This window comes from Paracidovorax oryzae ATCC 19882, from assembly GCF_000687165.1.
Lineage (GTDB): Bacteria > Pseudomonadota > Gammaproteobacteria > Burkholderiales > Burkholderiaceae_C > Paracidovorax > Paracidovorax oryzae.
The window spans coordinates 33,183-48,664 of sequence record NZ_JMKU01000033.1 but is presented as its reverse complement, the minus strand read 5'-3'; the positions used below and the strand labels follow the sequence as shown (position 1 = coordinate 48,664).

Sequence of the window (15,482 nt, the reverse complement as noted above, 5' to 3'; positions counted from 1 at the left end):
CAGGATCAAACTCTACAGTTCGATCTTGAAATTTAAAGTCTTTCGACTTCACTCATAAAAACGGAATTGAAGTGAACTTCACTTCTATTCTCATGAGCGTTTGTAGTGCTAAGCACTAGTTCCGAAGAACTTGGCACTCGCCATCAAACGCCCACGCTTATCGGCTGTATATTTTTAAGGAACCAGAAGATCAGATTTCTCTTTTCTTCTTGACTCGCTGCAATCAGCGAAGCCTTGAATTCTAACAGAGTTTTTAAAGTCCTGTCAAACTTTGTGGTTATTCATCTTTCGACTTCCAACCACCCACCAACCTCAACCACCGCAATCTCTTGCAGCACTTCAGATCAGCGAAGCCTTGAATTCTACACCAGTTTTTAGCACCAGCGCAACTCTCAGCAAAACTTTTCTCTTCTACCGCCTTCGCCACCTGCCTCCACCGCAACCCCTTCAGGAATCACAGCAATCTCAGTAGCGAAGCCCGCTAGTATACACAGATTTTTTGCTTACAGCGTCCATTTTTCCATCAATTTTTCCGGAGTGAGGTGGTCGTACCCCTCGAACGGCTGATGGATCCACGGATTGGTGGGCAGGAACTCCACCGAGTAGTCCGGCGAGAAGGTGGACATCGCCTTCGTCCAGATGACCGCGCTGCGCAGCTCCGTGATCGGGGCGTAGTTGGACTTCAGGAGCGAGATGACGGCGTTCAGGGTGTGGCCTGAATCGGCCAGGTCATCGACGAGAAGAACGCGGCCAGCGATTTCCCCCTTGGGCGTGGTGATGAACCGGGCAATGTCGAGATGTCCCTGCACCGTCCCGGCCTCTGCACGGTAGGAACTGGTGGACATGATGGCCAGCGGCTTGTCGAAGATGCGGCTCAGGATGTCTCCCGGCCGCAGGCCGCCACGGGCCAGGCACAGGATGGTGTCGAATTGCCATCCGGACTGGTGCACCTTCAGGGCCAGCTTTTCGATCAGGCCGTGGTATTCGTCGTAACTTACGTAAAGGTGCTTGCCGTCTTCAGTCAACATGGGGGGCTCCGGATGGGCTCGTGCGGATAAAACAGGGGTGGACGCGTCGAACCGCGCTCACTGTGCGGCGTAAGGATGCTGCATCATGATCGTATGGTCCCGGTCGGGGCTGGTGGAGATCATGGCGATGGGCACGCCGGTCACTTCGGCAATGCGCTCCAGGTAGCGGCGCGCAGGGGCAGGAAGCGAGTCGTATCGGGTGACGCCGACGGTGGAATCGCTCCAGCCCGCCAGGGTTTCATACACGGGGACGCAGCGGGCGATTTCCTCGGCCCCCATGGGCAGGATGTCGATGCGCTCGCCATCGAGCTCGTAGCCAACGCAGAGCTTCAGCTCTTCCAGGCCGTCCAGCACGTCAAGCTTGGTGATGCACAGGCCGGTCAGGCCATTCACCTGGGCGCTTCTCTTGAGCAGTGCGGCATCGAACCAGCCGCAGCGCCGGCTGCGGCCGGTGGTCACGCCTTTTTCAGCTCCGATGGTGCTCATGTGGTAACCCGGGGTGCCGGGCTTTTCCCATTCCAGTTCGGTCGGGAACGGCCCGCCGCCCACCCGGGTGCAATAGGCTTTGGTGATGCCCAGCACGTAATGCAGCATGCCAGGCCCCACGCCGGACCCTGCCGCCGCGTTGCCGGCAACGCAGTTGCTGGAAGTCACATAGGGATAGGTGCCATGGTCCACGTCCAGCAGCGTGCCTTGCGCGCCTTCGAACAGAAGGTTGGCGCCCGCCTTGTGGGCTTCGTTCAGTTCGCGGGATACGTCGGCGATCATGGGCTTGAGCAGCTCGGCATGGCGCATCGCTTCCTGATAGACCGCGTCGTACTGCACCTCCCCATCCTTCAGGTAGGGCTGCAGTGCGCTGCCGAACTGGAAGGATTCGGAGTGCAGGAAGGATTTCAGTACATGGTTGTGAAGCGCCAGCAGTTCCTTGAGCTTCGCGGCAAAACGCTCGGGATGCTTGAGATCCTGGACGCGGAGGGCACGCCGGGCCACCTTGTCTTCATAGGCGGGGCCGATGCCACGGCCGGTCGTGCCGATCTTCTCGCTGCCGCCAGTTTCGCGCGCCGCTTCGCGGGCGACATCCAGTGCGGCGTGGAACGGCAGGATCAGCGGGCACGCCTCGCTGATGCGCAGGCGGGAACGCACTTCCACGCCGGCCTTCTCCAGGCCTTCGATTTCTTCGAACAGCTTGGCTGCCGAGAGGACGACGCCATTGCCGATGTAGCACTTGACCCCGGGCCGCATGATGCCGCTGGGAATCAGATGCAGGGCGGTCTTCACGCCGTTGATGACGAGGGTGTGGCCTGCGTTGTGGCCGCCCTGGAAGCGCACCACGCCCTGGGCGCTTTCCGTGAGCCAGTCCACGAGCTTGCCCTTGCCTTCGTCACCCCACTGGGTGCCCACCACGACGACGTTTCGCCCTTTGATCGCTGCTTGCATGTCAAACCTGCCTGGATTCAATGTTCATCAATATGGAAGAGGCCGCACCGCCCACTGGCCCTGCTCGAGCACCAGTTCACGGTCGCACTGGAATTCCTGTACTTCGCTTTCATGGCCCGGCAATACGCAGACCACGGTTTCGCCCGCGCTGCGGAGCTGCGCAATGAAGCGGTGGGCGTCCGGCGCGGCAGCCCAGGGGGCCTTGATCGCCGCCTTCAGCGTTCGCGGGGGAACGATGCCGACCAGTTGCTTGATATCGAGGCTGAAGCCCGCGGCAGGCCGGGTCCTGCCGAAGGCTGCACCCACCTCGTCGTAGCGCCCTCCCCGCACCACCGCATCCGTCGCGTTCCGGGCGTAGATGGTGAAGCGGGCGCCGCTGTAATAGGAATAGCCGCGCAGATCCGCAAGGTCGAACGACACCGGACGGCCTTCCAGGTGGGCGGCGATGGATTTCAGGTTGGAGAGCACCTCATCGACGCCGGCCACGCCGCTGAGCGCGGTCCGGGCCTCGTCCAGGACGCGGGCATCGCCATAGAGCTCCAGCACCGCGGACAATGCACGACGGGTATCGGACGGCAACCCGGCCGACGCCTGGGACAACTCGGAGGCATCCTTGGCTGCGAGTGCTCCGTAGATTCTCCGGACCGCGGCGGCATCTGCGGCGATGGGTTCCAGCAGGGTGCGGACGATGCGGGCATCGGACAGATCGACGCTGACGCCCTCGACGCCCGCGAGATGCAGGCAATCGAGTGCCAGCAACACGGATTCCAGGTCGGCTTCCATGCCGGAATGGCCATAGATTTCCGCACCGAATTGCAGGGGTTCGCGGGTCGCGCGGGGGCGGTCCGGCCGGGTGTGCAGCACGGGGCCGCAATAGCAGAGGCGAGTCACGCCGGAGCGGTTCAGCAGGTGGGCATCGATCCGCGCGACCTGCTGGGTCATGTCGGCACGCAGGCCGATGGACCGGCCGGACAACTGGTCCACCAGCTTGAACGTCTGGAGATCCAGCGCCTCCCCCGTTCCGGACAACAGGGATTCCAGGTGCTCCAACATCGGGGGCATGACCAGTTCATAGCCATAGCCCCGGGCGGTGTCGATGAGCCCTCGACGCAGTTCTTCGATGTGCCGGGCCTCCGAAGGCAGGACATCGGCAATGTGATCCGGCAGGACCCAAGCGGACATGGGAAGGGGGTGTCTGTTAAAAATGCAATTCTACCGGGCACTGCCGGTGGCGCCGTCTCGCAGCGGACGCGCGGAATACGGCACAGGCGTGACAGGGCGATGGAATCGCCCTTTTTTTGTCAGCCCGGGCGGCTGGAGGCGCCGGCAGCAGCGGCCGGCCCTCCCGGTCGGAATGGACTCAGTTGCGGGGAGCGGGAGACGCCGCGTTTCCGCGGAAGTTCTTGAAGAACTCGGAGGACGACGGATCGACCACCACCACATCGCTCTTCTTGCTGAAGCTCGACTTGTAGGCTTCGAGGCTCCGGTAGAACTGGGCGAACTGGGCATCACGCCCGAACGCATCCGCATAGATGCGAGCGGCCTCGGCGTCGCCCTCGCCCTTCAGCTTCTGGGCATCACGGTAGGCATTGGCGATGGTGATCTCGCGCTGCCGGTCGGCATCGGCACGGATCTTCTCGCCTTCTGCGGCACCGGTGGAGCGGAGTTCATTCGCGACGCGCTTGCGCTCGGCTTCCATGCGGCGATAGACCGACTCGGTGATGGCCTCGACGTAATCGACGCGGGTGATGCGGACATCGACGACGTCCACGCCCCAGGGCTTGGTGCCCTTGACGACTTCCAGGACCTCCTTCTTCACGTCCGACATGAGCGCGTCGCGCTTGGCGGACAGCAGCTCCTTGACCGTGCGGCGGTTGATCTCTTCCTGGAAGGCGTTGCGGACGACCCGGTTCAGTTGCAGGGCGCCGGCGTTCTCGTCGAGGCCGACATTGCGGATGTATTCCGAAGGGTCGGAGATGCGCCAGCGCACGTACCAGTCGATCACCACGCGCTGCTTCTCCGCGGTCAGCATGGACTCGGTGTCGGTGCTGTCCAGCGTGAGCAGGCGCTTGTCGATGTACCGCACGTTCTGGAACGGCGGAGGCAGCTTGAAATTGAGGCCCGGCTCGGTGATGACTTCCTTGATCTGCCCGAGCTGGTACACCACGCCGAACTGGCGTTGGTCCACGACGAACAACGTGGAGCTGAGCAGGGCGAGCACCACCAGCAGGGAGGAAACGATGAATCCGACTCTGTTCACGACTGTCTCTCCCTCGGGCTAGCGGGCTTCACGGTCCCGGGTGCGGCTGGTGTCGCGCGCGCGGGGATCGATGGGAAATGCCTGGGTGGTACTGGAAGGTATGGACGAGGACGACGATGCCGGAGGGGCTTCCGGGGTGGGCGCCGACGCGGCGCCGCCCTGGGCGACGTTCTGCATGATCTTGTCCAGCGGCAAGTACAGCAGGTTCGAGCCCTGGCGCGAATCCACCAGCACCTTGGTGACGTTCGAGTAGATCTGCTGCATGGCTTCGAGGTACATGCGGTCGCGGGTGACCTGCGGCGCCTTCTGGTACTCGGTGAGCACGGAGCTGAAGCGCTGGGCATCGCCCTGTGCCTGGGCGACGATCCGCGCCTTGTAGGCAGCGGCTTCCTCGGTAAGCCGGGACGCGGACCCGACCGCGCGGGGAATCACGTCGTTGGCATAGGCCTGGGCCTCGTTCTTAGCGCGCTCGCGCTCCTGGCCGGCCTTGAGCACATCGTCGAACGCGGCCTGCACCTGCTCGGGCGGACGCACGCCGCCCTGCTGCAGGTTGATGCCGACCACCTCGACGCCGATCTTGTAGCGATCCAGGATGGTCTGCATGAGGGTGCGGACCCGGGGGGCGATCTGGTCGCGTTCCTCGGCCAGGGCGGTGTCCATGCGCATCTTGCCGACGATCTCGCGCACGGCCGTCTCGGCCACCTGGATCACGGCTTCACCGGGGTTGCGGCTCTCGAACAGCCAGGCCCGGGCATCGTTCAGGCGGTACTGGACGGCGAACTTGATCTCGACGATGTTCTCGTCCTCGGTGAGCATGGCCGATTCGCGCAGGCCGGTGCTCTTGATGATGCTGTCCCGGCCGACGTCGGCGGAGCGGATCTGGGTGACGAACACCAGTTCGTGCCGCTGGATGGGGTACGGCAGGCGCCAGTTGAAGCCGGCGTTGACCGTGGTCTTGTACTTGCCGAACTGGGTGATGACGGCCTGCTGCCCTTCCTGGACGATGAAGAATCCGGAGCCCAGCCAGATCAGCACGGCCACCGCGGCGATGAGGCCCACGCCCACGCCGGTGTTCTTCATGTCGGGCTGGAATCCACCGCCCGATCCGTTGCCGGGACCGCGCCCGCCGCCGTTGCGCCCGCCGAAGAGGCCTCCGAGCTTGCGGTTGAGGTCGCGCCACAGCTCGTCCAGGTCGGGCGGCTGGCCCTGGGGATCGCGGCCTCGGTTTCCCCCGGGAGGCGGGTTCGGACGATCGGAATCCGGGCGGTTCGCACCATCAGCCTTGTCATCGCCGCGGCCCCAGCGGGGATCATTCAGATTGAACATGCCCCGGATCCGCCCGGGCAGCGATGCCGGACGCCAGGCTCTGAAAGGATGATTCATGCGATAGATCTCTAGTTTTCGAGAAGATGGGTCTCGCGGCATTGTGCCCAACTGGCCTCAAGGCGCTGGAAATTCAGCATCGGCGCCTGGGGTCATGGGGCTTTCGCGGGCGGCCAGCGCCGCAGCGGTCAACTGGATGCGCAACTCAGGCAACCCTTGCCCGGTGCGGGCACTGACGAAGAGTTTCGGCAACTGGCGCCCGTCCCACTCGTAGGTGTCCTGCATGGCCAGCGGCTGCTGGTCGGCGGGCACGGCATCCAGCTTGTTGAAAACCAGGACCTGGGGGATCTCGCCGGCGCCGATCTCGCCGAGCACCTTCTCGACCTCGGCGATCTGCTCGGGGAAATCGGGATTGGACGCATCCACGACGTGCAGGAGCAGGTCGGCATCGACGGCTTCCTGGAGGGTGGCCTGGAAGGCGTCGATGAGGCCGTGGGGCAGGTCGCGAATGAAGCCCACCGTGTCGGACAGGGACACGGTGCCGCCCAGTTCGGCCAGGTACAGCTGGCGCGTGGTCGTATCCAGCGTGGCGAACAACTGGTCGGCGGCATAGGCCCTCGCCTTCACGAGCGCGTTGAAGAGCGTGGACTTGCCCGCATTGGTGTAACCGACCAGGGAGATGTTGAAGGTGTCCCGGCGGGCACGCTGGCGCCGCTGGGTGGCGCGCTGGCGCTTGACCTTCTGCAGGCGCTCGCGGGTGCGCTTGATCGCGTCGTCGATCATGCGGCGGTCGAGCTCGATCTGGGTTTCGCCGGGGCCGCCGCGCGCGCCGATGCCGCCGCGCTGGCGCTCCAGGTGGGACCAGCGGCGCACGAGGCGGGTGCTCAGGTATTGCAGCCGGGCGAGTTCGACCTGCAGCTTGCCCTCGTGGCTCCGGGCGCGCTGCGCGAAGATCTCGAGGATGAGCAGGGTGCGGTCGGTGACCGGCAGCTCGAGATGCCTCTCGAGGTTGCGCTGCTGGGCCGGGCTGAGGGCCTGGTCGAACAGCACCTCCACCGCGCCGTGCATCTGCGCGAGCATGCGGATTTCATCGGCCTTGCCGCTGCCGACGAACAGCGCGGCATCGGGTGCCTTGCGCTTGCAGGTCAGCCGGGCCACGGGAGCGAGGCCCGCGGTCTGCGCCAGCAGGCCCAGCTCTTCCAGCTCGGCGTCGAAATGGGGAAGGCCGAAATCCACCCCCACCAGGATGACGGGAGTGGATTGCGATTCAGGGGATGAGGAAGAACTCAAGACAGCAGCCTGGACGGGGCATGCGCCCTGTCCAGGGTGTACCTACACGGGCGCAGGAGTGTCAATTGCCGGATTCGGCATCCGCGGGTTCGGCCGTCGAGAAGTTGACGGCACGACCCGGAACGATGGTGGAGATGGCGTGCTTGTAGACCATCTGGGTGACCGTGTTGCGCAGCAGCACGACGTATTGGTCGAAAGATTCGATCTGCCCCTGCAGCTTGATACCGTTGACCAGGTAGATGGAGACAGGCACGTGCTCGCGGCGCAGTGCGTTCAGGAAGGGGTCTTGAAGAAGTTGACCTTTGTTGCTCACGATATTCTCCGTGTTCAGGAATATTGTTGTAAAGCTGCACCTTACCACAGCCTTCCGTCGCCCCGAACAAAGTCAGGGCATTGACGGGATGTGCGCCTACGAGTCGCCGTCGTCGGCGAACGGGTTGTGCGAAGTCTTCATTTCGATGCGCAGGGGCGTACCCACCAGGTTGAACTCCTTGCGGAACCGCCCTTCGAGGAAACGCTTGTAGGCGTCCGTGACGTGCTCGAGCGAATTGCCGTGGATCACGATCACGGGAGGGTTCATGCCACCCTGGTGGGCATACCGCATCTTGGGGCGGAACATGCCCGAACGCTTGGGCGTCTGGAACTGCACCGCCTCCAGCAGCAGCCGGGTCAGCACCGGAGTGGGCATCTTGCACGTGGCGGACTTGTGCGCCTGAGCGATCGACGTCCACAGCGGGCCCAGGCCCTGGCGTTTCTTCGCGGAGATGAAATGCAGCGAGGCGAACTTCAGGAACGACAGGCGCGTTTCGATGGAGCGCTCGAGCATCTGGCGGCCGTAGTCGTCCACGGCATCCCATTTGTTCACGGCAAGTACCACCGCACGCCCGCTTTCGAGGATGTAGCCGGCGATGTGCGCGTCCTGGTCGGTCACCCCCTGGGTGGCGTCCAGCAGCAGCAGCACGACATTGGCGGACTCGATGGCCTGCAGGGTCTTGACCACCGAGAATTTCTCGATGGCCTCGAACACCTTGCCCTTGCGCCGCAAGCCTGCGGTGTCGATGAGCTCGAACTGCTGCCCGTTGCGCTCGAAGGGCACGGAGATCGCGTCCCGCGTCGTGCCCGGCATGTCGAAGGCGACGAGGCGTTCCTCGCCGAGCCAGGTGTTGATGAGCGTGGACTTGCCCACGTTCGGCCGGCCGGCGACGGCCAGGCGGATGGGCTTGTCGTCGCCGTCTTCCTCTTCGTCCTCGGGTTCGGGGAGCTGCAACGTTTCGAGGGCCGTTTCCAGCAGGCTGCGGACACCCTGGCCGTGGGCTGCGGAGACCGGGAGGACTTCGCCCAGGCCCAGTTCGTAGAACTCGGCCAGCTGCGCGCCCTCGCGCATGCCTTCGGCCTTGTTGCCCACGAGCAGGCAGGGTTTGCCCAGGCGCCGCAGGTAGTTGGCGATGTCGTGGTCCTGGGCCGACAGGCCCGCGCGTGCATCCACGACGAAGATGACGACGTCCGCTTCCGCGACGGCCTGCTGCGTCTGCTTTGCCATCTCGCGGTAGATGCCAGATGAGGCATCGGGCTCGAAACCACCGGTATCGATGACGATGTATTCGTGCTTGCCCAGCTTGCCGTTGCCGTAGTGCCGATCACGCGTGAGGCCCGCGAAATCGGCGACGATGGCGTCGCGCGACTTCGTGAGCCGGTTGAACAGGGTGGACTTGCCCACGTTGGGGCGGCCCACCAGGGCGATGACTGGCTTCATCCGGACACTTTCCTCGTTGGCATGGGGCCGGTCATTCGGGACGGAACCCGTAGATGCCGCCGTTGCGCGTGACCACCACCAGCGTGTCGCCGGCGGCCACGGGCGGGGCAGCCACACCCGAGCCATCCGTCGTGAGGCGGTTCAGGAAGGAGCCGTCCTCGCGGGACAGCAGGTGCACGAGGCCGGAATCGTCGCCCACCACCACCGAACGCCCCAGCAGCAGGGGCGCGCTCAGCTTGCGGTAGCGCAGCTTGTCGAGCGACCAGGCCTGGGCGCCGTCGGCGCGCTTCCAGGCCACCACCGTGCCATTGCTCTCGGTGCCGAACAGCATGGTCGCGTCGCCATGGATGCCTTCGGAGCCGCTGGCGGGATGGGTCCAGGCCACCGTGCCGCGCGAGGTGTCCACGCAGCCGACCGTGGCTTGGTAGGCCCGGGCGCAGACGCTGTCGCCTTCGCGGCTCACGCGGCCGAGCAGTTCCACCAGCCGCTCGACGTCGTTGGTGCCGCGCGGGCTGGCCAGCGGGGCTTCCCAGCGCACGGTGCCGTTGTCGGGGTTGAACCCCACCATCCGGCCCGACAGCCCGGCGACCAGGGTGTCACCGACGGCGGTGATCAGGCCATCCTGGCGCAGCACCAGGGGTTCCCCGGGCCGCTGCTGGTTCCAGAGCCTGGCGCCGCCCGCCGCGTCGTAGGCGGACAGAGAGCGGTCCGCCGCCAGGACAAAGACGCGGTTGCCGGCCACCAGCGGCGCCGTATAGACCTGGGCCGCGAGCGGCTTGCGCCACAGTTCGCGGCCGCCGGACAGGACGACCAGGTGGTTGGAGCTGGTGACGACCGCGGTCCACTTGCCGTCGCTACCCACGCCAGCGGACAGCGGCTCGCCGACCGTGGCACGCCAGATGTCTCCGCCGGTGCGGGCATCGATGGCAGCGACCGTGCCTTCGGCGGACGCGACGGTGACCTGGGTACCGCTCACGTTGACGGACAGGGGCAGGCGGCCGATCTCTCCGATCCTGGACGTCCAGGCCTGCCGCACGCCGATCACGGGAACCACGGGCCCCAGTTCGGCGGGCTTGGGTTTGGAGGAGCCACCCCACAGGGAGCACCCGGAAGCCAGCATGGCGGCGGCCACGAGGAGGGCCAGGCCCGCGCGGCGGGCGCCGCGCTCGAAGTTGTGCTGCTGTGTCACTTTGCGGCCTCTCCGTCTGCACGCGCCTGGACGCCCAGGCTGCCCAGCTTCACCTCGACGACGCGACGGTATTCGGTCCCGTCCTCGAGGCCCTTGTATGCCTTCTGGTACTCGGCGATCGCCTCGGCCTTCTTGCCTTGCAGCGCCAGCACGTCGCCCTTGCGGTCAGCGACCATCGGATCGAATTGCGGGGGGAACTTGCCGGAAAGGCGTGCCAGGGCCTGGTCGTAGGCCTTCTGGTCGATGAGCAGGCCCGCCAGCCGCAGCGAGGCGATGGCCTTGTAGCCGTCATCGGACGCGTTGTCGGCCAGCCATTGCAGGATGGGCTTGGCCCCGTCCGGGTTGCCGCTGTCCACCATGGCTTTCGCGGCCAGCAGGCCCGCCTGCGCAGCCTGGACGGTACCGCCGTAGCGGGACTTGAGGTCATCGAAGGCCTGGGTGGCGCGGGCCGCGTCGCCGCCCTGCACAGCGACCTGCACGGCATCCGACAGCGCGGCGGCCTGCCCCGACTGCCGGTTCTGCCAGTACTGGTAGCCGTTCCAGGCGGCCACACCGCCAAAGATCACGACCATCACCCCGCTGATGAGGGTGCCCCAGGCATTCCAGAAATGCTTGAGCTGGTCGATCTGTTCTTGTTCTTCGAGGTCGAGGTGTTTTGCCATGAATAAGGGTTCGCGACAGGATTAGCGGGGGGATTGTAGGGTGGCGGCCCAGGCGGGGATGTCGTCGAGGCGCCGCTCGACCTGCTCTGCACCCTGCTCCCGCAGCGGCTTGACGGTGACGGCGCCCCGGGCCAGTTCGTCCGCGCCGAACACCAGGGCGAATGCCGCACCGCTCGCGTCCGCGCGCTTGAACTGGGACTTGAAGCTGCCCTGCCCTTCGACGCTGGCGGCGTACATCTGCACGCTGAGCCCCGCCTCGCGCAATTGCCGCAGGGTGCGCAGCACGACCGGGGCAGCAGACGCGTCGGGCACGACGGCGTAGACATCGGGCCGGGCCTCGGGAATGGCAGCGCCCTGCTCCCGGAGCAGTTCCAGCACGCGCTCGACGCCGATGGCCCAACCGACGGCCGGGGCCGGCTTGCCGCCCACCTGGACGATGAGATCGTCGTAGCGACCACCGGCACAGACCGTGCCCTGGGAGCCGAGGCGATCGGTGATGAACTCGAACACCGTGAGGTTGTAGTAGTCCAGTCCCCGCACCAGGCGCGGGTTGATGGTGTAGGCGATGCCGTTGGCGTCCAGGATGGCGCGCAGGCCATTGAAGTGGGCGAGCGACTCCTCGCCGAGGAAATCCATCAGCCGGGGGGCCGACTCCACCACGGGCTTCATCGCGGGATTCTTGGTGTCCAGGATGCGCAGCGGGTTGGTGTGCAGGCGGCGCTTGCCGTCCTCGTCGAGCAGGTCCGCATGGCGCTCGAAGTGGGCGATGAGCTGCTCGCGGTGGCGTGCGCGCTCCGCGGGCTGGCCAAGGCTGTTGAGTTCGAGCCGCACGTCGGTGAGCCCGATGGATTTCCAGAGCGCATCCGCCAGGAGGATCAGTTCCGCATCGACGTCGGGGCCGGCGAAGCCCAGCGCCTCGGCGCCGATCTGGTGGAACTGCCGGAAGCGTCCGCGCTGGGGCTTTTCGCGGCGGAACATGGGGCCGGTGTACCAGAGGCGCTTGGGGCCGTCGTAGAGCATGTTGTGCTCGATGGCTGCGCGCACCACGCCGGCAGTGTTCTCCGGCCGCAGGCTGAGGTGGTCGTTGTCGCCGTACTTGTCGGAACGGTCGTGGAAGGAGTACATCTCCTTCTCGACGATGTCGGTGACTTCGCCGATGCCGCGGACGAACAGCGCGGTGTGCTCCAGGATGGGCGTGCGGACGTTCCGGTAGGCGAACTGCCCCATGAGGCCGCGCACCTTGCCTTCCAGCCATTCCCAGCGGGACGACTCGGGCGGCAGGATGTCGTTCATGCCTTTGACGGCGGCGAGCTTGGCGGGCCTGGAGGCCTGGGACGGGTTGGAGGGATTGCTTGCGGACATACGTCGGAAGATGGGGGCGCGGGCCCCGGTGCGGGCATGGCCGGCATCCACGAGAGGATGCGGCACCCCTGCCCTGAACGGATCAGAGAACTTCGGCGGTGCTGCCGAAGCGGCGGGAAATATAGTCTTCGACCACCTGCTGGAAGTCGCGGGCGATGTGCTCTCCGCGCAGGGTCATCGCCTTCTCTCCATCGATGAAGACCGGCGCGGACGGTGCCTCGCCCGTTCCGGGCAGGCTGATGCCGATGTCGGCGTGCTTGCTTTCGCCCGGGCCGTTCACGATGCAGCCCATCACGGCCACCTTGATCTTCTCGACGCCAGGATAGCGGGTGCGCCACACGGGCATCTGCGAACGCAGGAAATCGTCGATCTGCTTGGCCAGTTCCTGGAAGGTCGTGCTGGTGGTGCGCCCGCAGCCGGGGCAGGCGGTGACGCTGGGCACGAAGACGCGCAGCCCGAGGGCCTGCAGGATCTCGGAAGCCACGACGACCTCCTGGGTGCGGGCCTCGCCGGGCTGGGGCGTGAGCGACACCCGGATGGTGTCTCCGATGCCTTCCTGCAGCAGCACCGACAGCGCGGCCGCGGAAGCGACCGTTCCCTTGGTGCCCATGCCCGCCTCGGTCAGGCCCAGGTGCAGGGCATAGTCGCAGCGGCGGGCGAGTTCGCGATAGACGGCAATCAGGTCCTGCACGCCGCTGACCTTGCAGGACAGGATGATCTGGTTGCCATCGAGGCCCATGGCTTCGGCACGCTGCGCCGATTCGATGGCGGAGGTGATCAGGGCCTCGTACATGACCTGCCGGGCATCCCAGGGGACCGCGCGCCGGCTGTTCGCGTCCATCAGGCCGGCGAGCAGTTCCTGGTCGAGGCTGCCCCAGTTCACGCCGATGCGCACGGCCTTGTTCCAGCGCATGGCCGCCTCGATCATCTGGCCGAACTGCCGGTCGCGCTTGTCGCCCTTGCCGACGTTGCCGGGGTTGATGCGGTACTTGGAGAGCGCCTGGGCGCAGTCCGGGTATTCGGTGAGCAGGCGGTGCCCGTTGTAATGGAAATCGCCCACCAGCGGCACGGTCTCGCCCATGCGGTCGAGCTGCTCGCGGATGTAAGGAACGGCGGCGGCCGCCTCGGGCGTGTTGACGGTGATGCGCACGAACTCGGAACCGGCCTGCGCCAGTTCCTTGACCTGGATGGCCGTGCCGATCGCGTCCACGGTATCGGTGTTGGTCATGGACTGCACGCGCACGGGCGCGTCGCCACCGACCGTCACCACCCGGTCGCCCCAGGCAATGCGGGCCTGGCGCGAACGCCGCGGCAGCGGCGATGCCATGGCGATGGGGGATTCGGCGTTGGGAGTGTGGATCACTTATTTCACCTCGAACCGGGCAACGTTCTCTCGCGCGACGGGCGCCAGGTCCATGGGCTGGCCACGCACGAGGACCTCGGTGGCGTCGGCCTTGCCGACCACGACCGACCATGGGGGCGAGCCGGGAACCGCCACGGTTTCTCCGGCGCGCACCAGCTTCTGCAGGACGGTGGCGCCCGTCGCCGCGCGCACCTGGACCCAGGAGTCGCCGCGGGCACGGATGACGAGGGCGCTCTGCGCGGCCTCCGCACTGGCGGGAGCCGATGCGGCGGCAGCGACGACCGGTGCCGCCGCGGGCGCGCTGGACGCAGCCACGGCCGACGACGCCACGGGAGCGGGCGGCAGCGGTGCGCCGCCCACCAGGGTTTCCTGGCGCAGCAGCACAGGCTCGGACACCGTTCCGGCCGGCGAGGCCGAGGGCGCGCCGCCGGCCTGTGCGGTCTCCTGGGCACCCGAAGGCTCGCTGGTCGCGACCGACGGTGCGCCCTGCAGGCGGTCGAACCATTCCCGGGGAACGAACACCAGGGCAACGGCAGCCACCAGCAGGAAGGCGACGGCGAATGCGACCTTGCGCGAGCCGGGCGCGGCAGAGGAAGATGCGAGCTTGGCGGATCCCGGCTTGAACGATGCGTTGATGCCCTCGTGCGAGGACAGCCGGGGTGCCTGGTTCTGCGGCAGCAGCGCCAGCACGGGCGCCGCGTCGATCTTGAGGGTGCGGCAGATGCTGGACACCAGCGCACGGACGAAGACGGCATCCGGGAACACGCCGAGGTTGCCGGCCTCCAGGGCCTCGAGCTTGTGCACCGGCACCTTGAGCGACACCGCCAGCGCGGCGACATGCATGCCCGCCTGCTCGCGCGCCTGCCTCAGCATCGCGCCCGCCGCGGCGGCATCCGCCAATGCCCGTTCCACTTCCGCGCTGGAAATCTGTGCGTCCTGCGCCACCGGCTCACTCATTGAATGCCCCCCGATCGAATGCCAACACTTCCTTGGAGTCAGGGAAACGCTTGTGCAATTGTTCACCCAGCTGGCGCATCTCCAGGGCATTGCCCAGGGCGCGCTCGATCTTGATACCCAGCCAGAGCGATTCCGCGTTGGCCAGTTCACTGTTGTTCAGGCGCCGGCTGTAGAACTGCGCCCGCTTCGCGTCGCCGCGGCGCAACGCCATCGACGCCAGGTTGTAGCCCACCACCGGATTGCCGGCATCGAGTTCGTAGGCCTTGGCAAGCGTCTTCTCGGCCTCGGCCACCCGCCCCGCGCGTTCCTGGCAGAGCCCCTGCGTCATGAGCGTCTTCGAGCGGGCGGTGTAGGAAGGCACGGCCAGCGCGCGGTCGAAGAAGCGCTCGGCTTCCGCGTAGTTCTTCTGCTGGCAGCGCAGCCAGCCGTAGTTGTGCAGCAGGTAGGGCTCCTGCGGATTGATGTCGAGCGCGCGGCGGAAGCTGTCGTCGGCCGATGGCCAGTCGCCCAGGCGCATGAACACCAGGCCGCGCAGGTTGTAGCCGTCCCCGAACGAGGGATCGGTGGAGATGGCCTGCTGGACCTCTTCCAGCGCGACCTGGGTCTGGCCCATTTCCAGGTAGTTGGCGGCGAGCTCCAGCCGGATGCGTGCGCGGCGGCGCAGCTCCGCCGCCTCGGACGACGGGTTGGCCTCGGGCGCCAGGGCGGCAGCCGTGCTGGCGCCGGTGTCGGGCCGGGCAGCGCATCCGCCCAGGACCAGTGCTAGGCACACGGCTGCACCGGCCGCGAGGACGTGGCGGGACGCATGCCGCAGGAACGATCGGGGTTCCACCATCTCAAGCCTCCAGAACGGGGCGG

General features: G+C 66.2%; 14 protein-coding genes. All 14 read right to left on the bottom strand.

What is annotated here, in order from left to right; genetic code table 11:
* Window positions 1–503: 503 nt before the first annotated feature.
* Window positions 504–1,028, bottom strand: coding sequence for a phosphoribosyltransferase (locus tag T336_RS0120155; protein ID WP_013593920.1), 525 nt, complete (start codon window positions 1,026–1,028; stop codon window positions 504–506).
* A gap of 57 nt (window positions 1,029–1,085) precedes the next feature.
* Window positions 1,086–2,465: an adenylosuccinate synthase gene (locus T336_RS0120150; protein ID WP_026433878.1), complete on the bottom strand. Its 1,380-nt coding sequence runs from the start codon at window positions 2,463–2,465 to the stop codon at window positions 1,086–1,088.
* Between the two features lie 27 nt (window positions 2,466–2,492).
* Window positions 2,493–3,647: an ATP phosphoribosyltransferase regulatory subunit gene (locus T336_RS0120145; protein WP_026433877.1), complete on the bottom strand. Its 1,155-nt coding sequence runs from the start codon at window positions 3,645–3,647 to the stop codon at window positions 2,493–2,495.
* A 178-nt stretch (window positions 3,648–3,825) separates the two neighbouring features.
* The gene (gene hflC, locus T336_RS0120140; protein ID WP_026433876.1) at window positions 3,826–4,725 is read right to left on the bottom strand and encodes a protease modulator HflC; all 900 of its coding nucleotides are present in this window, start codon (window positions 4,723–4,725) and stop codon (window positions 3,826–3,828) included.
* 18 nt (window positions 4,726–4,743) lie between these two features.
* Complete coding sequence (gene hflK / locus T336_RS0120135; RefSeq protein ID WP_019700536.1) at window positions 4,744–6,108, bottom strand: FtsH protease activity modulator HflK; 1,365 nt, start codon at window positions 6,106–6,108, stop codon at window positions 4,744–4,746.
* 57 nt (window positions 6,109–6,165) lie between these two features.
* Window positions 6,166–7,338, bottom strand: a complete 1,173-nt coding sequence (gene hflX, locus T336_RS0120130) for a GTPase HflX (RefSeq protein ID WP_026433875.1) — start codon at window positions 7,336–7,338, stop codon at window positions 6,166–6,168.
* 61 nt (window positions 7,339–7,399) lie between these two features.
* Window positions 7,400–7,651 carry an RNA chaperone Hfq gene (hfq, locus tag T336_RS0120125; RefSeq protein WP_011794570.1) on the bottom strand — a complete coding sequence of 84 codons (252 nt, stop codon included), beginning with the start codon at window positions 7,649–7,651 and terminating at the stop codon, window positions 7,400–7,402.
* A 96-nt stretch (window positions 7,652–7,747) separates the two neighbouring features.
* Entirely contained in the window at window positions 7,748–9,091 is a 1,344-nt protein-coding gene (gene der, locus T336_RS0120120) for a ribosome biogenesis GTPase Der (RefSeq protein WP_019700534.1), read from the bottom strand.
* Window positions 9,092–9,122: 31 nt separating this feature from the next.
* Complete coding sequence (gene bamB / locus T336_RS0120115; protein ID WP_026433874.1) at window positions 9,123–10,280, bottom strand: outer membrane protein assembly factor BamB; 1,158 nt, start codon at window positions 10,278–10,280, stop codon at window positions 9,123–9,125.
* Window positions 10,277–10,942: a YfgM family protein gene (locus tag T336_RS0120110; RefSeq protein ID WP_019700532.1), complete on the bottom strand. Its 666-nt coding sequence runs from the start codon at window positions 10,940–10,942 to the stop codon at window positions 10,277–10,279. The genes bamB and T336_RS0120110 overlap by 4 nt, the downstream gene beginning before the upstream one ends.
* 21 nt (window positions 10,943–10,963) lie before the next feature.
* Window positions 10,964–12,304 (bottom strand): histidine--tRNA ligase, encoded by a 1,341-nt coding sequence (gene hisS, locus T336_RS0120105; protein WP_026433873.1) that lies wholly within the window; start codon window positions 12,302–12,304, stop codon window positions 10,964–10,966.
* Window positions 12,305–12,386: 82 nt separating this feature from the next.
* On the bottom strand, window positions 12,387–13,631 hold the full coding sequence (gene ispG / locus T336_RS0120100; RefSeq protein ID WP_174270293.1) for a flavodoxin-dependent (E)-4-hydroxy-3-methylbut-2-enyl-diphosphate synthase: 1,245 nt from the start codon (window positions 13,629–13,631) through the stop codon (window positions 12,387–12,389).
* 36 nt (window positions 13,632–13,667) lie between these two features.
* Window positions 13,668–14,624 carry a RodZ domain-containing protein gene (locus T336_RS0120095; RefSeq protein ID WP_026433872.1) on the bottom strand — a complete coding sequence of 319 codons (957 nt, stop codon included), beginning with the start codon at window positions 14,622–14,624 and terminating at the stop codon, window positions 13,668–13,670.
* Window positions 14,617–15,459 (bottom strand): type IV pilus biogenesis/stability protein PilW, encoded by an 843-nt coding sequence (gene pilW, locus T336_RS0120090; protein ID WP_019700529.1) that lies wholly within the window; start codon window positions 15,457–15,459, stop codon window positions 14,617–14,619. Before pilW ends, T336_RS0120095 begins: the two co-directional genes overlap by 8 nt.
* Between the last annotated feature and the right edge of the window lie 23 nt (window positions 15,460–15,482).